Origin of the sequence: Phocaeicola oris, from assembly GCF_021295095.1 — a bacterium.
Taxonomy (GTDB): domain Bacteria; phylum Bacteroidota; class Bacteroidia; order Bacteroidales; family Bacteroidaceae; genus Phocaeicola; species Phocaeicola oris.
Genome location: NZ_JAJLQX010000001.1, coordinates 43717 through 67011 on the forward strand (window position 1 = coordinate 43717; position 23295 = coordinate 67011).

Annotated in this window: 21 protein-coding genes; 12 read left to right on the forward strand and 9 right to left on the reverse strand. The window is 40.8% G+C overall.

The genetic code is table 11. The annotated features are described in order from the left end of the window. Positions 1–49 precede the first annotated feature (49 nt). Entirely contained in the window at positions 50–2914 is a 2865-nt protein-coding gene (uvrA, locus tag LO761_RS00240) for an excinuclease ABC subunit UvrA (protein ID WP_272816327.1), read from the forward strand. A gap of 7 nt (positions 2915–2921) precedes the next feature. Beyond that, positions 2922–3395 carry a Cys-tRNA(Pro) deacylase gene (ybaK, locus tag LO761_RS00245; RefSeq protein ID WP_272816561.1) on the forward strand — a complete coding sequence of 158 codons (474 nt, stop codon included), beginning with the start codon at positions 2922–2924 and terminating at the stop codon, positions 3393–3395. A gap of 2 nt (positions 3396–3397) precedes the next feature. On the opposite strand, the gene LO761_RS00250 is transcribed toward ybaK, so the two are convergent. Continuing rightward, positions 3398–4777 (reverse strand): GH39 family glycosyl hydrolase, encoded by a 1380-nt coding sequence (locus tag LO761_RS00250; protein WP_272816328.1) that lies wholly within the window; start codon positions 4775–4777, stop codon positions 3398–3400. Between the two features lie 169 nt (positions 4778–4946). On the opposite strand from LO761_RS00250, the gene LO761_RS00255 reads away from it, so the two are divergent. The 5 genes from LO761_RS00255 (at position 4947) to LO761_RS00275 (ending at position 10636) form a co-directional block, all read left to right on the forward strand. After that, positions 4947–6464, forward strand: coding sequence for a peptide MFS transporter (locus LO761_RS00255; protein WP_272816329.1), 1518 nt, complete (start codon positions 4947–4949; stop codon positions 6462–6464). Between the two features lie 121 nt (positions 6465–6585). After that, the gene (locus LO761_RS00260) at positions 6586–8103 is read left to right on the forward strand and encodes a peptide MFS transporter (protein ID WP_272816330.1); all 1518 of its coding nucleotides are present in this window, start codon (positions 6586–6588) and stop codon (positions 8101–8103) included. A gap of 274 nt (positions 8104–8377) precedes the next feature. Further along, complete coding sequence (locus LO761_RS00265; protein WP_272816331.1) at positions 8378–9010, forward strand: HD family phosphohydrolase; 633 nt, start codon at positions 8378–8380, stop codon at positions 9008–9010. A gap of 2 nt (positions 9011–9012) precedes the next feature. Then, positions 9013–9309, forward strand: a complete 297-nt coding sequence (locus tag LO761_RS00270; RefSeq protein ID WP_272816332.1) for a nitrous oxide-stimulated promoter family protein — start codon at positions 9013–9015, stop codon at positions 9307–9309. 28 nt (positions 9310–9337) lie between these two features. After that, positions 9338–10636 (forward strand): NCS2 family permease, encoded by a 1299-nt coding sequence (locus tag LO761_RS00275; protein WP_272816333.1) that lies wholly within the window; start codon positions 9338–9340, stop codon positions 10634–10636. Here the strand turns inward: LO761_RS00275 and LO761_RS00280 are convergent, their stop codons facing one another. The 4 genes from LO761_RS00280 to LO761_RS00295 form a co-directional block, all read right to left on the reverse strand. Further along, on the reverse strand, positions 10637–11377 hold the full coding sequence (locus LO761_RS00280) for a nucleoside-specific channel-forming Tsx family protein (protein WP_272816334.1): 741 nt from the start codon (positions 11375–11377) through the stop codon (positions 10637–10639). 87 nt (positions 11378–11464) lie between these two features. Further along, on the reverse strand, positions 11465–12124 hold the full coding sequence (locus LO761_RS00285; protein ID WP_272816335.1) for a lactate utilization protein: 660 nt from the start codon (positions 12122–12124) through the stop codon (positions 11465–11467). 10 nt (positions 12125–12134) lie between these two features. After that, complete coding sequence (locus LO761_RS00290) at positions 12135–12389, reverse strand: hypothetical protein (protein ID WP_272816336.1); 255 nt, start codon at positions 12387–12389, stop codon at positions 12135–12137. Positions 12390–12396: 7 nt separating this feature from the next. After that, a complete protein-coding gene (locus LO761_RS00295; RefSeq protein ID WP_272816337.1) occupies positions 12397–12582 on the reverse strand; it encodes a DUF4250 domain-containing protein in 186 nt (61 codons plus the stop codon). Between the two features lie 197 nt (positions 12583–12779). Here LO761_RS00295 and LO761_RS00300 point away from each other — a divergent pair, with 197 nt between their 5' ends. Beyond that, on the forward strand, positions 12780–13964 hold the full coding sequence (locus LO761_RS00300) for an iron-containing alcohol dehydrogenase (RefSeq protein WP_336385759.1): 1185 nt from the start codon (positions 12780–12782) through the stop codon (positions 13962–13964). Positions 13965–14257: 293 nt separating this feature from the next. On the opposite strand, the gene guaA is transcribed toward LO761_RS00300, so the two are convergent. Then, the gene (guaA, locus tag LO761_RS00305; protein ID WP_272816338.1) at positions 14258–15802 is read right to left on the reverse strand and encodes a glutamine-hydrolyzing GMP synthase; all 1545 of its coding nucleotides are present in this window, start codon (positions 15800–15802) and stop codon (positions 14258–14260) included. Between the two features lie 105 nt (positions 15803–15907). Then, positions 15908–16291 (reverse strand): large-conductance mechanosensitive channel protein MscL, encoded by a 384-nt coding sequence (mscL, locus tag LO761_RS00310; RefSeq protein WP_272816339.1) that lies wholly within the window; start codon positions 16289–16291, stop codon positions 15908–15910. A gap of 154 nt (positions 16292–16445) precedes the next feature. Here mscL and gap point away from each other — a divergent pair, with 154 nt between their 5' ends. From gap to kdsA, 4 genes are all read left to right on the forward strand, one after another. Continuing rightward, positions 16446–17486, forward strand: a complete 1041-nt coding sequence (gap, locus tag LO761_RS00315; RefSeq protein ID WP_272816340.1) for a type I glyceraldehyde-3-phosphate dehydrogenase — start codon at positions 16446–16448, stop codon at positions 17484–17486. 116 nt (positions 17487–17602) lie between these two features. Further along, positions 17603–18523: a tRNA (adenosine(37)-N6)-dimethylallyltransferase MiaA gene (gene miaA, locus LO761_RS00320; protein WP_272816341.1), complete on the forward strand. Its 921-nt coding sequence runs from the start codon at positions 17603–17605 to the stop codon at positions 18521–18523. A gap of 5 nt (positions 18524–18528) precedes the next feature. Beyond that, positions 18529–19461: a diacylglycerol/lipid kinase family protein gene (locus tag LO761_RS00325; RefSeq protein WP_272816342.1), complete on the forward strand. Its 933-nt coding sequence runs from the start codon at positions 18529–18531 to the stop codon at positions 19459–19461. A gap of 1 nt (position 19462) precedes the next feature. Then, entirely contained in the window at positions 19463–20266 is an 804-nt protein-coding gene (kdsA, locus tag LO761_RS00330; RefSeq protein ID WP_272816343.1) for a 3-deoxy-8-phosphooctulonate synthase, read from the forward strand. Here the strand turns inward: kdsA and LO761_RS00335 are convergent, their stop codons facing one another. Together LO761_RS00335 and LO761_RS00340 are read right to left on the reverse strand one after the other, a co-directional pair. Next, a complete protein-coding gene (locus tag LO761_RS00335) occupies positions 20267–20968 on the reverse strand; it encodes a Crp/Fnr family transcriptional regulator (protein ID WP_272816344.1) in 702 nt (233 codons plus the stop codon). Between the two features lie 114 nt (positions 20969–21082). Next, entirely contained in the window at positions 21083–23272 is a 2190-nt protein-coding gene (locus LO761_RS00340; protein WP_272816345.1) for a glutamine synthetase III family protein, read from the reverse strand. Positions 23273–23295: the final 23 nt, after the last annotated feature.

The window sequence follows — 23295 nt, forward strand, 5'->3', positions numbered from 1 at the left end:
TTGTTTCTTGAGGAGAATTGGAGTAACTTTGTCGGTTCAAAAAATGAGTATGAGTAAGGAAACTGAATATATAGATGTATATGGAGCTCGTGTACATAATCTCAAGAATATAGATGTAAGGATTCCACGAAACAGTTTGACAGTCATTACCGGACTGAGTGGCAGCGGGAAATCTTCATTGGCTTTCGATACTATTTTTGCAGAGGGACAACGTAGGTACATAGAAACCTTTTCGGCTTATGCACGTAACTTTTTAGGTGGTATGGAGCGTCCTGATATAGACAAAATTACAGGATTGAGCCCGGTCATTTCTATTGAGCAAAAGACCACCAATAAAAATCCTCGTTCTACTGTGGGTACCATCACCGAGATTTACGATTATTTCCGTTTGCTTTTTGCCAGAGCGGGTATCGCTTATTCGTACGTATCGGGTGAGCGGATGGTGAAATATACCGAGGAACAGGTGCTTGATTTGATTCATAAGGATTATGTGGGTAAACGTATTTTTATATTGGCTCCATTAGTTCATTCGCGTAAGGGACATTATCGTGAACTCTTTGAGCAAGTCCGTAGGAAAGGATATCTGTATGTCCGTGTAGACGGAGAAGTTAAAGAGATTGTTCATGGAATGAAACTCGACCGTTATAAGAATCACGATATAGAAGTGGTGATTGATAAAATGGTAGTGAACGATAAGGACGATAAGCGGTTGAGGGATAGTGTGTCTATGGCTATGAAGCAGGGCGACGGTCTTCTGACGATTCTTGATGCCGACATCAATCAGGCGCGTCATTATAGTAAGCGGCTTATGGATCCGGTGTCGGGTATATCTTATAAGGAGCCGGCTCCGAACAATTTCTCATTCAACTCTCCCGAAGGCGCTTGTCCGCATTGTAAAGGATTGGGATTTGTCGATTTGATTGATGTGGATAAAGTTATTCCCGACCCTAATTTGTCTATTTACGAAGGGGCCATTGCTCCGTTAGGCAAGTATAAGAATACCATGATTTTCTGGCAGATAGCGTCCTTGCTCGAGCGTAACGAATTAACATTAAAAGACCCTGTTGGTACCATTCCGGAAGATGTTATCAATGAGATTCTATATGGCTCAACCGAACGAATTAAGATAAAAAGCAGTTTGATTCATACTACATCCGATTATTTTGTAGAATATGAGGGACTGGTGAAATATATTCAGATGCTTCAAGATAGAGAGGCATCTGCTACGGCACAGAAATGGGTAGAACAGTTCTCCAAGACAGCTGTCTGTCCGCATTGTCACGGATCACGATTAAATCAGGAAGCACTCTCGTATCGCATTTACGATAAGAATATTCAGCAGTTGGCTGATATGGATATCAAGGATTTATACGAATGGATATGTGCGGTGGATGAACATTTAGAGGAGAAACAGAAGTTGATTGCCACAGAGATTCTCAAAGAGATTCGTTCCCGTCTGCAGTTCCTGCTCGATGTAGGGCTTGATTACCTCTCACTGAATAGAAGTTCCGTTTCCCTTTCGGGTGGCGAGAGTCAGCGGATCCGCTTGGCTACGCAGATAGGTTCCCAATTGGTTAACGTACTTTATATACTTGATGAGCCAAGTATCGGACTCCATCAACGGGATAATTTGCGACTGATCAATTCGTTGAAGAAATTACGTGATGCAGGTAATACCGTCATCGTTGTGGAGCACGATAAAGACATGATGCTTAATGCCGATTATGTGGTTGACATGGGACCAAGAGCAGGCAGGTTGGGAGGTGAGGTGGTATTCCAAGGAACTCCGCGTGAGATGTTGAAAAAAGATACACTTACATCCCAATATCTAACCGGTGAGCAGAAGATAGACGTTCCGGCCAAACGCCGTAAGGGGAATGGGAAATCTATTATTCTGCATGGTGCACGAGGAAATAATCTGAAGAATGTGGATGTGGAGTTCCCATTGGGCAAGTTGATTTGTGTGACGGGAGTATCGGGTAGTGGCAAGTCCACGCTGGTTAATGAAACGCTCCAGCCAATTCTCTCTCAACATTTTTATCGCTCTTTACAAGATCCATTACCATACGACAGCATTGAAGGAATGGAGAATGTTGATAAGGTAGTTAATGTAGATCAGTCGCCATTAGGACGAACTCCACGTTCTAATCCTGCTACCTATACCGGCGTATTCTCCGATATTCGTAATTTGTTTGTCAGCCTGCCCGAGGCGAAGATTCGCGGCTATAAACCCGGACGCTTCTCTTTTAATGTAACAGGAGGACGTTGTGAAGCCTGCAGTGGAAACGGATATAAAACTATTGAGATGAACTTTCTTCCCGATGTGCTTGTACCATGTGAAGTTTGTCATGGAAAACGTTATAACAGAGAAACTTTAGAGGTTCGATTTAAAGGGAAATCTATTGCCGATGTGCTCGATATGACCATAAATAGAGCAGTGGAGTTCTTTGAAAATATTCCGTCTATATTAAATAAAATAAAGGTATTGCAGGATGTAGGACTTGGTTATATCAAGTTGGGGCAGCCATCTACTACTTTGTCGGGAGGAGAAAGTCAGCGTGTGAAACTTGCGACTGAGCTTTCGAAGCGTGATACCGGCAAGACTGTTTATATTTTAGATGAGCCGACTACCGGTTTGCACTTTGAGGATATTCGTGTTTTGATGAATGTATTGAATCGATTGGTAGATAAGGGTAATACGGTGATTGTCATTGAGCATAATCTGGACGTTATCAAGCAGGCCGATTATATTATAGATATGGGGCCTGATGGCGGTAGAAACGGTGGTCAGGTACTCTCTGCCTCCACTCCCGAGCAAGTAGCGAAAAGTGAGAAAGGATATACTCCTAAATATTTAAAAGAGGAACTTGACCTTTACAAGAAAGGGAACGATTCTTCGGATAAAGTGCAATGATATGGCGATGAAAGTTACAAAAACAAATGCAGCTCGTTTGTTAGACCGGCAGAAAATTTCTTATGAACTGGTTCCTTATAGTGTGGACGAGACCGATTTAAGTGCTCAGCATGTAGCCGACAGTCTGGGTGAAAATATTGATCAGGTATATAAAACTTTGGTTCTTGAAGGCGATAAGACAGGGCATTTCATCTGTGTCATTCCGGGAGAGCATGAAATAAATTTGAAGCTTGCGGCAAAAGTTTCGGGAAATAAGAAGTGTGACCTGATTCATTTAAAAGAGCTTCTTCCGCTTACCGGATATATCCGTGGGGGATGTTCGCCCATAGGAATGAAGAAACACTTCCCAACATACATTCATGAAACGTGTCTGCAGTTTGAGCATATCTATGTCAGTGCAGGAATGAGAGGATTGCAGTTAAAAATAGCTCCTGCCGATTTGATTAAGGCGACAGGAGCTCAGACTTGTGTATTGTTTTAATATTATATCTCTATAAAAATAAAGGCATTCGGTTCCAAAAGTACTTCAATCTCTCCATTCTCCACATTTACGGGAACCTCTGTATATAAGTGAGATGTGTCGGTCAAATGTCCGATAGCCGATTGGATGCTTTCATTGGCAATGCTGACTTTATACTTCTCAACACTGCTGGTGTTATCATCGTTGCTGTAACGGCTGATGAGGATTCCTATTTTTCCGTCTTTGCCTTGAGCAGCAGTGACATAGACATCTTTTTCATCCACATTCACTTTCAGCTGTTGGCCAAGCTGTATCAGTTTGTTCCATGCGTAGAAACCATAGTAGCAGGCTCTTGGCTTCAGTGTGTAGGAATCAAACAGCCCGTTAAAAAATATATCGACGCGAGCATCATAATACATTAACATGTCTACAGGTTTGTCCTGACAGACAATCATTGTCGATAGGGTAAACGCTGCGCCTTTCTGATTGTTTATAGTCTGTATACTATACGGATAATCTTTTGTCCAACCCTTCACATAGTTCCATTCGTTCAGAATAGATTCTATATCGCCGTATCCATGTATTTTCATCATGGTTCTGATGCGGTCGGCTTTGTTAGCTATATCCAGCGGACTTTGTGCATAAATGTGCCAACTGAAGAAATCCATTTTTACATTGTGATTGTGCATGTAAGCAAGGAATCGGTCACCCCAGTCATCATTACAACAGAGAGCCGGTCCTCCTATCTTCTGGTTCGGGAAACAACTTTTCAGATATTGCGCTACGGTTTTGTAGAATTCAAAGAACTGCTCTGCGGTGCCTCCCCAAGTGCGTGGATCAGTTTTCCATCGGTCACCATCTTCATCCAAATCAGGCTCATTCCAAATCTCCCAGTATGGGATGTTCCAATGGTATCCGTTATTCCATCCTTCGGTATAATGACGGATGATATGCTCACATATCTGAGCCCATTTTTTATAATCCTTTGGAGGATATATGCCATATTTCTTCTTTGCATGCTCTATCTTCTGTCCTAAGCGATAGAAGACATTTGTTCCGGCATCTTGAATATTTTTCAGATAAATGTCGGTCAGAGTAAAATCGTATGAGTCAGGGGCATTTACATCCTTTGCGAAATCGGGGAAAATACTTGTGATATCTACCACGTGTTCTCCGCCATAGGCTGCACAGAAGGCCGCGTCGTGAATTCGTGCAAACGGGATATGAGCAGCTTTATATTCAGCAAAATTGTCTATGGTTTGGTCGGTACCCGAACGGACCGGTCCGTTATTAACGGCATTCATATACTTGATAGGTCCTTTTATTTCTTTTGTGACCACAATATCGGCCATGGTAAAGCCTGCCGATAGTAAAAAAAGTGTAATGAGAAATAATTTTTTCATTGTAATTATTGATAAATAATAGTGTAAAGATAAATGCTTTACATCGAAAATCAAATAGTTTCAGTAAAAAGATTCATCTAATAAAAAGAAAGAAATCTTTGCACGATTAATTTTAATTCCTAAATTTGTCGAATAACTTTGAAATATTAATAATTTAAACGGATTTGTTATGTTTGAAGGACAACCAAAAGGCCTTTTTGCGTTAGCATTGGCCAACACGGGTGAGCGTTTCGGCTATTATACCATGATTGCTGTTTTCGCCCTATTTTTAAGAGCCAACTTTGGCTTATCTGCCGGTACAGCCGGTTTAATTTACAGTATTTTCTTGGCAATGGTCTATCTGGCTCCGCTGTTTGGCGGTATGCTGGCAGATAAGTATGGCTATGGAAAGATGGTTACTATTGGAATCATTGTAATGTTCTTTGGTTATCTGTTTCTATCTGTTCCTTTAGGTGGAAATACCATTGCATTGGCCTGTATGCTTGCAGCTTTGTTGCTTATCAGTATGGGTACAGGACTTTTTAAGGGCAATCTGCAGGTTATGGTAGGAAATCTTTATGATGACCCTCTTTATAAGGATAAGCGCGATTCCGGTTTCTCTATATTCTATATGGCCATCAATATTGGCGCGCTGTTTGCTCCGACAGCGGCTGTTGAGATTAAAGAATGGGCTGAGACAAGTCTGGGCTTTTCTTCTAACGATGCCTATCATTTCTCTTTTGCCGTGGCCTGTCTTTCATTAGTGTTGTCTATTCTTATATATTATGCATTCCGTTATACTTTCCGTAGTGCCGAAGCAAGTGTTCAGTCATCTGCCGCTGCTGCTAAACATGAGGAAGAACTATCTCCGGCCGACACAAAGGCTCGTATCGTGGCACTCTGTCTGGTATTTGCAGTTGTTATTTTCTTTTGGATGTCTTTTCATCAGAATGGTCTGACATTGACTTACTTTGCTAACGAATTTACTCAGAAGACTTCTACAGGTATTCAGAGTATGGCGTTCGATGTTATCAATCTTGTTATGATTATTCTTATTGTCTATGCGTCATTCTCACTGGTACAGAGCAAGACATCTAAGGGCAAAAGCATCTCTGTGGTGGTTATCATGGCCGCGTTAGCCGTATTGTATTATAAATATCAGCGAATTAGCGGATCTGTCGATGTCAGCGCGCCCATCTTCCAGCAATTCAATCCGTTCTATGTTGTTGCTTTGACACCGGTCAGCATGGCTATCTTCGGTTCACTTGCCAAGAAAGGAAAAGAACCTTCCGCACCACGAAAGATTGCTTATGGTATGCTCGTTGCAGCGGTAGCTTATTTGGTAATGATGGCCGCTTCTATGGGATTAAATACGCCTGACGCGCAGAAGGTGGCCGGTGATGGTGGAACTTTTGTTTCTGCCAACTGGTTGATAGGCACTTATCTTATTCTTACTTTCGGTGAATTGTTACTGAGTCCGATGGGTATCTCTTTTGTTTCTAAAGTGGCTCCTCCTAAGTATAAAGGTTTGATGATGGGTGGTTGGTTTGTTGCTACAGCAGCCGGAAACATGCTTGTCAGTGTAGGCGGATTCCTTTGGGGCGGACTTCCATTATGGGTAGTATGGCTCGTATTCATTATTGTTTGTACGCTCTCTGCTGCTTTCATGTTCGCTATGATGAAGCGATTAGAGAAAGTCGCGAAATAATCTCTTTTTATAGTGTTTATTAGTGTGAAATAGCCCTCCTTTATAATACAAAAAGGGGGGCTATGTGAATAATAAGATGCTTATTACATCATAAATTCTAAACATATTAATATTTAATACTATGTTTGAAGGACAACCTAAAGGTTTGTTTGCACTGGCTTTATCCAATACGGGTGAGCGGTTTGGGTACTATACCATGATAGCTGTCTTTGCCCTTTTTCTTAGAGCGAACTTCGGACTCTCTGCCGGAGCAGCCGGATTGATATACAGTCTGTTTTTGGCATTTGTTTATCTTTCGCCTATTGTGGGAGGTATTTTAGCCGACAAGTATGGCTATGGAAAGATGGTTACTTTAGGAATTGTCGTTATGTTATTCGGCTATCTGCTTCTTTCTATTCCGTTGGGTGGAAACACCTTTGCCCTGATTTTTATGCTGGCAGCATTGCTGCTTATCGGCGTAGGAACGGGACTCTATAAGGGGAATGTGCAGGTTATGGCGGGTAATCTGTACGATGATCTTAAGCTCGCCGGCAAGCGTGATGCCGGATTCTCCGTTTTTTATATGGCTGTGAACATTGGCGCGCTGTTTGCTCCTACGGCGGCAGTACGCATTAAGGAATGGGCAGAGAACAGTCTTGGCTTCTCTTCTAACGATGCTTATCACTTCGCTTTTGCGGTAGCTTGCCTTTCTATGGTAGTTTCCATCATTATTTATTATACATTCCGCTATACTTTCAGGCATGTTGAGGGCAGTGTACAGTCATCGGCCGAGACTGCAAGCCACACAGCCGAGTTGTCATTAAAGGAGACAAAGTCGCGTATCTTTGCGCTTTGTTTTGTGTTCGCTGTTGTTATCTTTTTCTGGATGTCGTATAATCAAAACGGTCTTACGCTGACTTATTTTGCCGACGAATTCACCCAAAAGACTTCTTACGGCTTACAGAGCATGTGGTTTGATGTGGTAAATTTAGTCATGATTATTTTCATCGTATACGCTACGTTCAGTTTATTTCAAAGCAAGACAAAGCGTGCCCGTTATATCGCGTCGGATGTCATTATTTTTGCCATGGCTGTACTTATTTATAAGTATACACAGGCGAATCAAGTCATAGATATCAGCGCGCCTATTTTTCAGCAATTCGGAGCTTTCTTTGTGGTAGCGCTCACACCGGTCAGTTTGGCTATATTTGGAGCGTTGGCAAAGAAGGATAAAGAACCTTCCGCGCCTCGAAAGATTGCTTATGGAATGCTTGTTGCTTCCTTGGCATACGTCGTAATGCTCATTGCGTCTTTCGGGCTGAATACTCCCGATCAACAAAAATTAGCAGGAGATGATGGTACTTTCGTATCGGCCAACTGGTTAATAGTAAACTACCTCATCATCACTTTTGCCGAACTGTTGTTGAGTCCGATGGGCATTTCTTTTGTATCAAAAGTATCGCCTCCGAAGTATAAAGGCTTGATGATGGGAGGTTGGTTCGTTTCCACCGCGCTTGGAAATATCTTAGTCAGCGTAGGCGGATTCCTTTGGGGCAGTTATCCGTTGTGGTTCGTATGGATGGTATTTATTGTATTTTGCGTTATCTCCGCTCTCTTTATGTTCGCCATGATGAAACGCTTGGAGAAAGTGGCTGAGTAAATGCTTATCGTTATGAAAAGTCATACCAATGAGAGTGCCAAGTGATGCTGATGAGTTGTTCGGTTCATGCGTATGAGTTGTTCGGTTCATGCGTATGAGTTGTTCGGTTCATGCGTATGAGTTGTTCGGTTCATGCGTATGAGTTTATCCGTTCATGCGTATCAGTTTATCTGTTCATACGTATCAGTATTGGCGTGTTACTTTTGTCTTTATTTTATTAGCAGAGATAATGATTTTAATTATCTTTGTATGCTTTAACAAAACAATAACAGAGATGAAAATTGATATAGAAGCGAATAAAAAAGAATTCATTACTCTGCTTAAATCGACGGAGCGGGAAGGGGTGGATTACGTGATAGAAGACTTGGAGAAGAACGGGTTCTTCACCGCTCCTGCGTCGGCAGGGCATCATCTGAATGTAGAAGGTGGATTGCTGGTTCACTCGCTGAATACGTGTAAGGCCGCGCTTATGCTATATGAGAACATGCAGAAGCTGGAGCCCACGCTGGCAGGTGAAGTGAAAAGAGAAAGCGTTATTCTGGCAAGCCTGTTGCACGATGTATGTAAAGAAGATGTGTATATCCGTTCTACCAAGAGGCGTAAGAATGTGCTGGGCGAGTGGGAAGATTATGAAGGCTATAGGGTATCGTATAAGAACTTTCCGATGGGGCATGGAGAAAAGTCGGTTGTTCTGTTGCTATACAGTGGTTTGGAACTGAACGATGACGAAATGTTGGCTATTCGTTGGCATATGGGAGCATTCGGACTGAATCTGAACAGTGTAGAGGATATGAAAAACTATGATGCTGCCAAGACACGTTATCCATTGGTATCTATCGTTCAATGTGGTGATAATCTGGCAGCGAGCATCATGGAACGGAACGCGGGGGATATAGACAATTTATAAGAATGTCAGGCAGAATAGAAAGAGAAAAGACTACTGTTCGTGAAATGATAGCGTTGTACTCCAAGCATAAGCTGAAACAGTCGGAAATATCGGAGGAATACAAACAGTTGACCGATTATGCCTGCAATCGTTTAGATCACTGTACGTTCGGAGAGAAGAAGACATCGTGTAAGAACTGCCCGATACATTGTTATGCGCCAAAGCAAAGAGAGCAAATCAGGGAAGTGATGCGGTGGGTAGGACCGAGGATGTTTTTCTATAATCCGATATACGCCATAAAGCATCTTTTCGAGAAATAAATATTTCATGTCATAAATCAAAACAAAAATGGTATTACAAAAATTGTTTGGGTATGATCCCAAAAGCATGAAGGTGAGGACCGAGCTTATAGCAGGAGCCACAACTTTCCTCACCATGAGTTATATTTTAGCCGTAAATCCGGCCATTCTGAGTACTACAGGAATGGATAAGGCGGCATTGTTCACCAGTACGGCTATCGCTTCGGCTATAGCAACCATTCTGTTGGCAGTGATGGCCAAATTGCCGTTCGCTCAGGCCCCGAGTATGGGATTGAATGCGTTTTTTGCCTTCACTCTTTGTCAGGCGATGGGATTCACTTGGCAACAATCGTTGGCCGCATTGCTCATTGAAGGAATTATATTTATCCTTATCACGTTTTTAAATGTACGTGAATTGATATTGAACAGTATTCCTGTTAATCTGCGGTATGCTATCTCGGCGGGCATCGGAATGTTCATTGCTTTCATCGGTTTGAAGAATGCCGGTATTATAGTGGCTAATCCTGATACCTTTGTCGGATTAGGAAAGTTCACTCCGACAGCCATTTTGGGTATAATTGCCATACTGTTAAGCGGTATACTCATGGCTCGCAAGGTAAAAGGAGCGTTGTTTTATGGTATTATCATGGCTACTATCATAGGTATTCCAATGGGAGTGACTCAAATTCCGGAAGGTTGGTTGCCGGTATCTGCTCCACAATCGGTAGCCCCCATCTTCTGTAAGTTCGATTTCACGAACTTTTTCAATTTCAAGATGTTCATTGTCATCTTTTCATTGCTGATAGTTAATATTTTTGATACCGTAGGAACATTGGTTGGTCTGGCCGAGAAGACAGGTATTGTAGAGGAAGACGGAACGATTCCACATGTAAAAGAAGCCATGATGAGCGATGCCATCGGTACTACTGCCGGAGCAATCCTTGGTTCATCGACTATTACTACTTATATAGAAAGCGCGTCGGGTATTGCCGAAGGCGGACGAAGCGGCTTGACATCCTTTGCAGTTGGTATTTTCTTTTTGTTATCATTGTTCCTTTCGCCGTTGTTCCTGCTTATTCCGGGTGCCGCGACCAGTGGAGCGTTGGTATTGGTTGGTGTACTGATGATTGATTCCGTGAAACGGATAGATTTAACCAACATATCCGAAGCGTTCCCGGCTTTCATTACCATGATTACAATGGTGCTTTGTTACAGCATTGCCGATGGTATTTGCCTGGGAATCCTCAGTTATGTTATTATGAAACTTTGCATCGGTGAATATAAGAAAGTAAATCCTACCTTAGCAATACTTAGTGTTCTGTTTATTCTAAATTTTATCTTTGGATAATCAGAAGGTCCATTTAATGGCAAGTGTCGGGATGGCATAGAACTTGTTGTTCTTGCTGTCCCGATTATATACAAAGTTGTTACTGATTTCTACCTCGGTACCGATACTCAGATTAAAATCCTCACATCCCTGAAGGGTGTTCATGTTATACCAGAACTGCGGCTCAGAAAGCAGAATCCATTTTCCGTTTACATTTGGATCGTACCATAAATCACAGAATCCGGAAAAAGTACAAGCCTTATTAGCGAAGGTGATGCCCCAGACTTCAGTAAGTTGAAATCCGCTGAACGGACTGTTCCATGCATTTTGTCCCTTGAAATAATACTTATACATAGCTTGCAGAGAAAATGTACGCGAGAAGTCGGCACTGTGCCAGTTCCATGCCGGACCAACTAATATGGCGTGTTGGAATCGGTTAGCGTAATTTCCTACTTGATTGCCCTGCATACCTCCGTTATATTCCACATGAGCAGCCCACATTTTATTTTTCGAAACATTCAGTTCGCGTGCCACTTCCCAATAGGCACCGGCTATACCATCGTGATAATAATCCAGATCGACAAAGAAGAATGTGCTTCCCCAGCGGTCGGGTTTGAACATCTCAATAGTAGTTGTAACACTCGGACGATTGCTTAATCCATCGAATAAGCTGTGTCCTAAATCATAATGGAACTGTAAGTTCTGCGCAGAGAGCATTCCGCAAAACAGAATAGCGACGAGAAGTGTTATATACCTCTTCATGTATCAAATAATTTATGTTAATATGGGCGCAAAAGTACAATTTTATATTTATCTGCCCAATAATTCTTCTTTAAATCTAACGGTTATTTAATAACCTAAATTTTCTCCGACCAACAGAACGATGTGACGCTTGGCAGGATGTGACATTCGCATGATGGATATATAATTACAGATACTGTCGGGCGACTTGCAGTTATGACAGATTCCATCAGTTTTACACGGAGTCTGATTATGGTCGAAACGAGCCATGTTAATTGGAGCGGCGGTCGATCGAGCGCGTTTAACAGCCGCGTCTATATCCTGACATACTTTGTTCATGCCTACGACGAGCAATACATGTTCAGGACCGAAAGTGATGGCAGCCACACGGTTACCGTTACTATCAATATTGACGATGATTCCGTCTTCGCTGATAGCGTTCACGCCGGCCAGATAGAAATCACATTCAAATGCTTTACGGTAAATTCGCGCTTTATCTTCTTGCGTAGTGACATCGTCACGGTCGAATACCTGATAGTCTCCATTTTTCAGCGCCTCAGTCAGTCCCATATCACGGATACTCATGGAACCTCCCCATGAGATAGAACAACCCTTAGGAATGATTTTCAATGCTTTTCGGAGTGCTTCCTTAGCGGTAGGGCAGTAATAAGCATCGTAATGACGCATGTTCAGGTTTTTTATGAGCTTCTGAGCAAGTAAATCATTACGTAATTCTCTTGGTGATTTCTTTTCATCCAACATAGTCATATATAGTTATTTACGATAATGATAATAATCTTTCCAATCGGTCGACCGATGAAGAAAGGTCGTGCGCGAAAGTGGTATGATCGAGCAAGTAGCTATCGTTTCCTTCCGCAATCTTTGCATACAAATCTTTATTCATTTGTATTATATACGAGTTAATGGCTATTTCTATCTCATCTTTCTGTGTGCTGCTGTTAGATTTCTCGTATACTTTCCATTTCTGATGAAAGAAACAATACGCAGCTTCTATGCTGTCTTTGGTTATCATAATTTATTTACCAAATTCTATTTTGTTTTCCATCATAGCGGTAACCGTTGTCAGCTAATTTCTTTTCAAGTTCTTTACGGTCGACATTATAATGATAGCAAATCTCATCTAAATTGTTGAACATTTCGTCTCTCAATAGGAAATTGATGGCAGAGACAAGCATAGGTATGTCGTTTTCAGGTAAATGATCCATATTTCATATTCGTTTATAATGCGACAAATTTAATAAAAAATCAGTTTACTTTACGATTTACAATGTGAAATATGATTTAGAGAAGTGTATAACCTTTTTGCGTCTTTCGTAAATTTTATATTAAATTATTCGTATGAATATTTCTTATATTGTTTTTTAATTTTAAATTTGCATGTAGTAATACTAAACCATATATTATGATACAAACAGGTTTAAGCTATAATTTTGGAGTTTCAACACAGGTATTGTTTGGTCCAGGGAAGTTGAACGAGTTGCATAACCAAGTTCTTCCGGGAAAGAAAGCGTTGTTGGTTATCTCGAATGGAAAGTCTACACGTGTGAACGGCTATCTTGACCGTACGGTAAAGGAACTGGAACAAGCCGGAGTTTCTTATGTCTTGTTTGATAAGGTACAGGCTAACCCGTTGAAGGCAACGGCTGAGGAAGGTGCCACTGTAGCTCGTGCGAACAATTGTGATTTTGTAGTAGCGCTTGGAGGAGGTTCGGTTATGGACTGCGCAAAGGCTATTGCGCTCAACGCGACTAATCCGGGCGATTTATGGGATTATGCTTTTGGTGGAACAGGAAAGCGCATCTTTGCCAAGAATGCTCCGTTGCCTATTATTGCTATTACTACTACAGCCGGAACAGGTTCGGAAGTTGATTGTGGTGGCGTTATCACCAATCCCGAAACCAACGAGAAGATAGGTATTGTCCATCCCGGTATTTTACCGCTTATAGCTATTGTTGATCCGGAACTCATGACCAGCGTTCCTCCTAAGTTCACTGCATACCAAGGTTTTGATGCCTTGTTCCATTCCACTGAAGGTTATATCTCTAAGCCGAGTAACCTGTTCAGCGACATGGTGGAAGAGACTGTAATTCGTATTATAGGAGAGTATCTTCCTATTGCATATAAGGATGGGAAAAACATGGAAGCTCGTGCTCACATGGCATTTGCGAATACGCTATCGGGATATTCTATGATGACAGCATCGTGTACAGCTGAACACAGCATTGAGCATGCGTTGAGTGCTTTTCATGGAGAACTTCCGCATGGAGCCGGCTTGATTATGATTTCAAAGGCATTTTATACTACTATTATTAAGCAACATGTATGCGATGAGCGCTTTATCCGTATGGCAAAGATGTTAGGGAAAGCTGACGCAAAAGAACCGATGGATTTCATTACCGCTTTGACAGACATACAGAAAGCCTGTGAAGTAGATAATCTGAAAATGAGCGATTACGGTATTACTCGGGATGAGTTCAATAAGATGGCTGCCAATGCCCTTGAAGTAATGGGAGGTTTGGTACAGATGGATCGTCAGCCACTCACGCACACTGATATAGTAAACATATTGCAAGATTCGTATAAGTAAATCATTTGATTTACTCTTTTATTCATAAATTATTGATTTGCGGGATAATGCTTAGCGTTATCCCGTTTCTTTTGAGTTAGAGATAATTAGAAAGTAATATGGTTATATGCATCATCTTAGAATATGATGAGCATGACTTCTCAAGTTCATGCGTATAAAACAACAAAGTGATGCGTATGAGTTGGATGATTCATGCGTATGAGTTGATCAGTTCATGCGTATCACTTTATCGCTTTATACGCATCACTTTATCGCTTTATACGCATCACTTTATTATGTTATCTATTTTGTTTTTATTCCCACTCAATTGTCGAAGGTGGTTTTGAGGAAATATCATAGCATACTCGATTGACTCCCTTTACTTTATTGATGATTTCGTTGGAAACTTTTGCAAGGAATTCATAAGGAAGATGAGCCCAATCGGCTGTCATTGCGTCCGTACTTGTTACGGCACGGAGCGCAACGGGATGTTCGTATGTACGTTCATCACCCATGACACCAACACTGCGAACAGTAGATAAGAGAATGGCACCGGCTTGCCATACATGATCGTATAAAGGTTTTCCATCCTCACAAATCCAGTTATGTAGACCTTCCACGAAGATGTCATCGGCATTCTGAAGAATCTCAACTTTTTCTGGAGTGATGTCTCCTAAGATGCGGACAGCCAGTCCAGGTCCCGGGAACGGATGACGCATAATCAAGCTTTCGGGCATGTCCAATTCGTGTCCTACACGACGCACTTCATCCTTAAACAGCCATTGCAGCGGTTCACAAAGTTGTAATTTCATTTCTTTAGGAAGCCCGCCTACATTATGATGGCTTTTAATAGTCTGCCCTGTAATGTTCAGACTTTCTATGCGGTCGGGGTAGATAGTTCCCTGCGCAAGCCATTTCGCGTCAGTAATCTTCTTTGCTTCGGTGTTGAATACTTCAACAAAGTTTCGACCTATGATTTTACGTTTTTGCTCAGGGTCTGTCACGCCTTTTAAGTCCTTAAAAAACTTTTCGCCGGCATCGACCCCAATAACATTCAGCCCCAAACCTGAGTATTCGTTCATTACTTTTTGGAATTCATTCTTACGAAGCATTCCATGGTCAACAAAAATACAGGTAAGGTTTTTGCCGATGGCTCTATTTAATAAGGTAGCGCAAACAGAAGAGTCAACGCCACCGCTTAATCCGAGAATGACCCGGTCGTTTCCCAATTGTTTCTTCAGTTCTTCAACGGTAGAGTCGATGAACGATGCCGCGCTCCATTCCTGACGGCTTCCGCAGATGTCAACCACAAAGTTCTTCAACAGTTGGGTACCTTGAGTTGTGTGGAACACTTCGGGATGGAACTGAACAGCCCAAACCGGTTGTTTGCTGCTTGCGTAAGCCGCGAACTTCACATCGTTAGTTGATGCTATGACATGACAATCGGAAGGGATAGCCGTAATGGTATCGCCATGACTCATCCAAACTTGTGAGTTGGGAGTGAATCCCTTAAAGAGCGGATCCGTTGCGTCAAACTCCTGAAGGAGAGCACGGCCATATTCGTGAGCTGCTGTTTTCTCTACTTTTCCCCCCAGTGTATGAGCGATGAACTGGGCACCATAGCAAATGCCGAGTACCGGTATACGACCGATGAACTGACTGAGGTCAACCTTGAAGCCTTTCGGGTCGTGTACAGAATACGGGGATCCGCTGAGAATGACGCCAATAATATCTGAGTCATCTTTTGGAAACTTGTTGTAAGGGAAAATCTCACAAAATGTATCAAGTTCACGTACACGGCGACCAATAAGTTGTGTGGTTTGTGAACCGAAGTCGAGAATAACGATTTTTTGTTGCATACGGAAAAGATTATTTCGAATTAGGGTGCGAATATAAAGAAAAAAGAGTGCATAGCCAAATATTATATTGATTATGCACTCAATTTGTTTTTATTAATTCAAATCTTATTTATTTTTCAGCAAATCGCGGATTTCTGTCAACAGGATTTCTTCTTTAGTAGGAGCAGGAGGGGCAGCAGGTTCTTCTTTTTTCTTCTTTGAGAGCTTGTTTACAGCCTTTACCATAATGAAGATACACCACGCGATGATAAGGAAGTCTATAATGTTCTGGATGAACATACCATAGTTTACGGTAGCATCGCTAATTTTCGCGGAAAGGTTTGAGAAATCGACACCACCCGTAATAACACCAATGATAGGCATAATGATATCACCCACCAAAGAACTTACGATTTTACCAAATGCACCGCCAATGATCACACCGACAGCCATGTCCATAACATTGCCACGCATAGCAAAGTTTTTGAACTCAGAAAGAAATTTTCCCATAAATAAAAGAACTTAATTTTATAAAATTTAATAATTAATCCCTGTGCAAATATAGAAAGATTTTTATAACTTTGCACCGTCAAAGAGAAAAAAACTTTGACAGTGATATTTTAAGCGCGGATTATTTTTAAACCATTTATAAATTACAAATAAAATGATTAAAATTGGTATTAACGGTTTCGGTCGTATCGGCCGTTTTGTATTCCGTTCAACTCTTGAAGAGGCTAACAAGAACGATGTTGAAGTTGTAGCTATCAATGACCTTCTGTCAGTTGATTACTTGGCATATTTGCTGAAGTATGATACAATGCACGGAAAGTTCAAAGGCACAGTATCTGTTAAAGATGAGCATACATTAGTTGTTAATGGTAAAGATATCCGTATCTTCGCTGAGAAGGATGCTGAGAACATTAAATGGGGCGAAGTTGGTGCTGAGTATATCGTTGAATCAACAGGTTTCTATTTGACAATGGATCGTGCGGAGAAACATTTGAAAGCCGGTGCTAAGTATGTTGTATTGTCAGCTCCTTCAAAGAAGGGTGAGGATGGTCGTCAGGCTGATATGTTTGTATGTGGCGTTAACACAGATAAATATGAAGGTCAGAAGATTGTTTCTAATGCTTCTTGTACAACAAACTGTTTGGCTCCTATCGCTAAAGTATTGAATGATAATTTCGGTATTGAAACAGGTTTGATGACTACCGTTCATTCAACAACAGCAACTCAGTTAACAGTGGATGGTCCTTCTAAGGGTGGTAAAGACTGGAGAGGTGGTCGTGCCGCTTCCGGCAATATTATCCCTTCAACAACAGGTGCTGCTAAGGCTGTTGGTAAGGTTATTCCTGAACTGAACGGTAAATTGACAGGTATTTCAATGCGTGTTCCGACGTTGGATGTTTCTGTTGTTGACTTGACAGTTAACTTGAAGAAGCCGGCTACTCAGGCTGAGATTGATGTTGCTATGAAGAAAGCTTCTGAAACTAATTTGAAAGGCATTTTAGGTTATACAGAAGACGCTGTTGTTTCTTCTGATTTCTTGGATGATCCACGTACATCAATTTACGACGCTACTGCAGGTGTTCACTTGACAGACAACTTCGTTAAGATTGTTTCTTGGTACGATAATGAGTTTGGTTATTCTCATAAAGTAATCGATTTAATCAAGGTTATGAATGCTTATAACAGCAAGCATTAATCTGATTATTATATCTAAAAAAAAGCCGTCTACTTTTTGTAGGCGGCTTTTTTATGAGTGTTTGTGAGGAATAAAAATAAATTCATTACCTTTGTGTAATTTGATGACTAAAAAGAATGGGAAACTATGATTTGATAACGATTTTAGGTCCTACAGCTTCGGGAAAAACTCCCATAGCAGCTGCATTGGCTTATCGTCTGAATACGGAAATTATCAGTGGTGATAGTCGTCAGGTATACAGGAGAATGAATTTGGGAACAGGAAAGGACTTGGAAGATTATATGGTGAATGGCACACCTATTCCTTATCATCTTATAGACATAGTGGAGCCGGGATACAGATATAGCTTATTTGAGTATCAACGTGATTTTTTGAAAGCATATAATGAAATTATAGCTAAGCATAAAGTTCCGGTATTATGTGGAGGAACCGGTTTATATTTGGAATCAGTTTTGAAAGGATATAAATTGTTTGATGTTCCGGCTAACCCTGAGCTTCGATCAAGGTTGGCTGATGTTTCCTTAGAAGAGTTGACAAAACAATTGACTACCTATAAAAAATTGCATAATACGACTGATGTGGATACAGTTCAGCGGGCTATTCGGGCAATAGAAATAGAGGAATATTATCTTCGACAACCAACTGAACGCAGAGATTTTCCTCAGCTGAACAGTTTGATTATCGGTATAAATGTCGACAGAAATCTTCGAAGAGAGAAGATATCCAAACGATTGAGGCAAAGATTGGAAAGTGGTATGGTGGACGAGGTGAGAGACTTGTTGAAAGAGGGTATTTCTGCTGCAGATTTGATCTATTACGGTTTGGAATATAAATTCCTCACCGAGTATGTAATAGGAAAACTTACATACGAGGAGATGTTCAGATTGCTGGAGATAGCTATTCATCAGTTTGCCAAGCGTCAAATGACGTGGTTCCGTGGAATGGAACGAAGAGGCTTTACCATTCATTGGATTGATGGAACCCTTTCGTTGGAGGAGAAAGTGGATGAGATTTTAAATTTATATAAAAAGAATTAAGGTATATGGCAGTAGATCTGAACAGATGGGGAATAATTTATAACCCAAAAGCAGGTACCAGAAAGAAACAGAAACGCTGGAACAAAATTCGTCAGTACATGGAGAGCAAGAATGTAATGTTCGATTATGTACAGTCGGAAGGTTATGGCTCTATTGAACGATTAGCCCGTATTTTGGCCGATAACGGTTATAAGACTATTGTTGTTGTGGGTGGCGATGGAGCTATTAATGATGCCATAAACGGTATTTTGACTTCAAATGTACCAGATAAAGCATCTATTGCTTTTGGAATTATACCCAATGGAACAGGTAACGACTTTGCCGGATTCTGGGGACTGGACGAGGATGATTATAAGCATGCTATCGACTGTATCATTAACCATCGTACTCGTAAGATTGACGTGGGTATTTGTAATTTCTTTAATGGACAATTACATGTTTCACGTTATTTTGTAAATGCTATTTATATAGGTTTAGGAGCTAAAATTGTACAATACTCCAGCCGGACCGAACGCTTTTGGGGAATGCAAACGTTGTCGTTTATTAACTCTATGGTGCTATTAGGATTTGAGCGTAAGCAGTACAGAACACATATCAGAGTCAATGGAGAACATATAAGTGGGCGATTCATGACAGTATGTATAGGGAATTGCCAAGGATACGGACAGACTCCAAGTGCTTCGCCATATAACGGATTACTTGATGTGTCTGTTGTTGATCGGCCTAAGTTCGGACAGTTGATTTCCGGTCTTTGGATGTTGCTTCGAGGACGTTTCTTAAACCATAAAGTAGTCCATCCTTATCGTACGAAAGAAGTTAAAGTATTACGTGCACAAAATGCTCCTATTAGTTTGGATGGCAGATTATTGAAGGAAAAGCATTTTCCTCTTAAAGTGAATGTTTTACCAGAGGCTATGACCTTGATAATTCCTAATTGATATGATTACTTTTGAAGATTTAAAACACTCCGATAATTTCTTCTTGTTGGCCGGACCATGTGTTATTGAAGGGGAAGACATGGCACTCCGTATAGCTGAGCGTATTGTTAATATTACTGACAGACTTTGCATTCCTTATATTTTTAAAGGTTCGTATAGAAAGGCAAATCGTTCCCGTTTGGATTCGTTTACAGGTATTGGAGACGAGAAAGCATTAAGAGTGTTACGTAAGGTTCGTGAAACATTCGATGTCCCGGTAGTGACAGATATTCATGCATCAGGTGAAGCAGAGATGGCTGCCGAGTATGTTGATGTACTTCAAATTCCGGCATTTCTCTGTCGTCAGACAGATTTATTGGTTGCAGCTGCCAAGACGGGCAAAATTGTCAATATAAAAAAGGGACAATTTCTTGCGCCCGATTCTATGCAGTTTGCTGCTAATAAGATAACCGAGATGGGAAATAATAAAGTAATGTTAACTGATAGAGGAACAACATTCGGTTATCAGGATCTCATTGTTGATTTTCGAGGAATACCTGTAATGCAGTCCTTTGGTCATCCTGTCATTTTAGATGCAACTCATTCTCTTCAACGTCCGAATCAAAGCAGCGGAGTAACAGGAGGTCAGCCTCAGATGATAGAAACCATAGCGAAGGCCGGAGTAGCCGTAGGGGTGGACGGAGTGTTTATTGAAACACACGAAAATCCTTCCGTAGCTAAAAGCGATGGAGCAAACATGTTAAAATTAAATTTACTTGAAGGTTTGTTGGAGAAATTAGTGCGTATTCGTCAAGCTATAAAATAGTTAGCCTATTTTACTTATTTTCATCAATTTATCAAGATTAATTAGCTTTATCTTTCGACCGTCAATAGCAATGATTTTTTCGGATGCAAAGTTCGAAAGGGTACGAATTGCATTGGAAGTAGTCATATTAGATAAATTAGCCAAATCCTCACGGGAGAGATAAATACTTAATGTAGACTCATCCTCCTCTACTCCGTAGGTATCTTTTAAAAATAAAAGAGATTCTGCCAGACGGCCTCGAATATGCTTTTGTGTAAGATTGACTGTACGTTCATCAGATATTCCCAAGTCTTTTGAAAGCTGTTTGATGAAGAATAAGGCTAAGTCGGAATTTTGTATAATTAAAGTAGAAATGGTAGTCATCGGAATAAGGCATGCGATACATCCCTCAAAAGCAGACGCGGCAGTCAGATAATTCTCTTCAGCAAAGTAGGCACGATAACCGAAATATTCTTTTTCTTTAACTACACGCATAATTTGGTTTCTTCCTCCTACTCCCTCTTTAAATATTTTTACTTTCCCGCTGAGCAGACAGATAATGAATTTAGGCTTTTCACCTTCACAATAAATTAACTCGTTCTTCTTGTACTTATGTACGGAAAAATTTTGTGCAAGAAGCTCTCTCTGTTTGGGGGTGAGAGGGTTCCACAAATCAGGGATGCTTTCAGCGATCTCAGTATTTGACAGTTCCTTTTTAACCATTATATTATGCTAAATAACCATGTTATAGAGCACAAATATAATAAGAAATATTTAATATTATTTCATTTGTATTAAAAAAAAGAGAAAGAAAGGAATTCTTCCTCATTTTTTCTCTCATTTTGTAAAGAGCAATTCTCTATATTTAGGTAAAGGCCATATTTCATCATCAATTTCCAGTTCCAAATGGTCTATATGGTCACGGATGGATTCCAAATAAGGACTGACATTTTCACTGTATTTAAAAGCCTTATCAATATCATTATCTAAATGATTGGCAACCTTTCGTGCTTCTGTCATATCATTTACTTCTTTCTTGATGATAAGGATACGATGCTGAATTTCCCGTATCAAATCTTTCCTGTTTGCGCATAATTCTTTATATTCATCCTCATCAAATACTTCTTTCATGAAGTGAAGATTTTGCAGTAGCCTGTTCTCATAGATTACAGCAGTAGGAACAATATGATTGATAGCCAGATCACCCAATACACGACTTTCTATCTGAACTTTCTTGGTGTATTTCTCCAGATCTACTTCTATACGGCTCTTCAATTCGTTTTCATTGAAGATTTTCTCACCGATGAGTACTTCACGCGATTGCGGGTCATTGAGTTTCATGATAGCCTCCGGAACGCTGCTTGTATTGGTCAGACCACGTTTTTCAGCTTCCTTTTTCCACTCGTTTGAGTATCCGTCCCCTTCAAAACGAATATTCTTTGAGGCGATTATTAACTCTCGTAATACCTTATAGATAGCGTGTTCCTGATCTAATCCATTTTTCTTCAATTCATCTACCTGAGCTTTAAACTCACGTAACTGATGTGCCATACCTGCGTTGATGGCTATCATAGGAGACGCACAATTAGCTGATGAACCTGCCGCACGGAACTCGAAGCGATTACCCGTGAAGGCGAAAGGTGAAGTGCGGTTCCTATCGGTACTATCTTGGATGATGCTGGGAATACGTCCTATACCCAATTGTAATTGTCGTTTTTCTTCTGAAGATAACTCGGCATCGTTTAGACGCTCTACTATATCATCGAGCATGTGAGAAAGATGTTTGCCAAGGAAGATGGAAAGAATGGCCGGAGGGGCTTCATTAGCTCCCAAACGATGACAATTTCCTGCACTCATGATTGAGGCACGAAGCAAGTCTTGATTTTTGTAAACCATCATCAGAACGTTGACAATGAAAGTTAGGAATAACATGTTTCCTTCCGGAGTCTTGGCAGGAGCAAACAAATTAATACCTGTGTCTGTACAGAGCGACCAATTATTATGTTTTCCTGAACCATTAACACCTTTAAATGGTTTCTCATGGAGCAAAATTGTGAAGTTGTGTTTATTGGCAATGCGTTTCATCAAATCCATGAGCAATTGGTTATGGTCATTGGCTAAGTTAACATCTTCAAAGATAGGTGCCAGCTCAAATTGATTTGGAGCGACTTCATTGTGACGGGTTTTTACCGGAATACCCAGTCGATAGCATTCCAATTCCAACTCTTTCATAAATGCTGTTACACGAGGTGGAATAGAACCAAAATAATGGTCATCCAACTGTTGATCTTTTGCTGAGGAGTGTCCCATCAAAGTTCTACCTGTAAGAATCAGATCAGGACGTGCATTGTAAAGAGCAATGTCAACTAAGAAATATTCCTGTTCCCATCCCAAATTGGCTCCAACGCGCTTCACATTCTTGTCGAACATCTTGCATACAGCAGTTGCAGCTTTATCAACAGCTGCTAAGGCTTTCAGTAATGGAGTTTTATAGTCCAGAGCTTCACCGGTGTATGAGATGAAAATAGTTGGAATACACAGTGTCTTATCAACGACAAATGCCGGTGATGAAACGTCCCAAGCAGTGTATCCGCGAGCTTCAAAAGTGTTTCTGATACCTCCGCTGGGGAAAGAAGAAGCATCCGGCTCTTGTTGCACAAGTAATTTGCCTGAGAAATGTTCTATCACATCTCCGTTCTTATCTAATTCTATAAAGTTATCATGTTTTTCTGCAGTGCCATCAGTCAATGGCTGGAACCAGTGTGTATAATGAGTGACACCCAGTGTTTTTGCCCAAGATTTCATTCCATTGGCAATCATATCAGCCATATCCCGATTGATTGGCGTGCCATTTTCTATGGCTTCAATCACAGCATTATAAGCTGCTTGCGGAAGATATTCTTGCATTTTCTTCCTATTAAAAACATGATCACCATAGTAATCCGACAGGTTACCCGATGGATATGGAACATCTACCGGTTGACGGTTAGCTAACTCTTGGAGTGCAAAAAATCTCATTTTGGACATATTGTCTTTCTTTATTGGTTGTT

Excerpts from the sequence above, each read along its gene's own strand:
- uvrA (WP_272816327.1), top strand. The coding sequence starts at position 50 with ATGAGTAAGGAAACTGAATATATAGATGTATATGGAGCTCGTGTACAT.
- ybaK (WP_272816561.1), top strand. The coding sequence starts at position 2,922 with ATGAAAGTTACAAAAACAAATGCAGCTCGTTTGTTAGACCGGCAGAAA.
- LO761_RS00250 (WP_272816328.1), bottom strand. The coding sequence starts at position 4,777 with ATGAAAAAATTATTTCTCATTACACTTTTTTTACTATCGGCAGGCTTT.
- LO761_RS00255 (WP_272816329.1), top strand. The coding sequence starts at position 4,947 with ATGTTTGAAGGACAACCAAAAGGCCTTTTTGCGTTAGCATTGGCCAAC.
- LO761_RS00260 (WP_272816330.1), top strand. The coding sequence starts at position 6,586 with ATGTTTGAAGGACAACCTAAAGGTTTGTTTGCACTGGCTTTATCCAAT.
- LO761_RS00265 (WP_272816331.1), top strand. The coding sequence starts at position 8,378 with ATGAAAATTGATATAGAAGCGAATAAAAAAGAATTCATTACTCTGCTT.
- LO761_RS00270 (WP_272816332.1), top strand. The coding sequence starts at position 9,013 with ATGTCAGGCAGAATAGAAAGAGAAAAGACTACTGTTCGTGAAATGATA.
- LO761_RS00275 (WP_272816333.1), top strand. The coding sequence starts at position 9,338 with ATGGTATTACAAAAATTGTTTGGGTATGATCCCAAAAGCATGAAGGTG.
- LO761_RS00280 (WP_272816334.1), bottom strand. The coding sequence starts at position 11,377 with ATGAAGAGGTATATAACACTTCTCGTCGCTATTCTGTTTTGCGGAATG.
- LO761_RS00285 (WP_272816335.1), bottom strand. The coding sequence starts at position 12,124 with ATGACTATGTTGGATGAAAAGAAATCACCAAGAGAATTACGTAATGAT.
- LO761_RS00290 (WP_272816336.1), bottom strand. The coding sequence starts at position 12,389 with ATGATAACCAAAGACAGCATAGAAGCTGCGTATTGTTTCTTTCATCAG.
- LO761_RS00295 (WP_272816337.1), bottom strand. The coding sequence starts at position 12,582 with ATGGATCATTTACCTGAAAACGACATACCTATGCTTGTCTCTGCCATC.
- LO761_RS00300 (WP_336385759.1), top strand. The coding sequence starts at position 12,780 with ATGATACAAACAGGTTTAAGCTATAATTTTGGAGTTTCAACACAGGTA.
- guaA (WP_272816338.1), bottom strand. The coding sequence starts at position 15,802 with ATGCAACAAAAAATCGTTATTCTCGACTTCGGTTCACAAACCACACAA.
- mscL (WP_272816339.1), bottom strand. The coding sequence starts at position 16,291 with ATGGGAAAATTTCTTTCTGAGTTCAAAAACTTTGCTATGCGTGGCAAT.
- gap (WP_272816340.1), top strand. The coding sequence starts at position 16,446 with ATGATTAAAATTGGTATTAACGGTTTCGGTCGTATCGGCCGTTTTGTA.
- miaA (WP_272816341.1), top strand. The coding sequence starts at position 17,603 with ATGGGAAACTATGATTTGATAACGATTTTAGGTCCTACAGCTTCGGGA.
- LO761_RS00325 (WP_272816342.1), top strand. The coding sequence starts at position 18,529 with ATGGCAGTAGATCTGAACAGATGGGGAATAATTTATAACCCAAAAGCA.
- kdsA (WP_272816343.1), top strand. The coding sequence starts at position 19,463 with ATGATTACTTTTGAAGATTTAAAACACTCCGATAATTTCTTCTTGTTG.
- LO761_RS00335 (WP_272816344.1), bottom strand. The coding sequence starts at position 20,968 with ATGGTTAAAAAGGAACTGTCAAATACTGAGATCGCTGAAAGCATCCCT.
- LO761_RS00340 (WP_272816345.1), bottom strand. The coding sequence starts at position 23,272 with ATGTCCAAAATGAGATTTTTTGCACTCCAAGAGTTAGCTAACCGTCAA.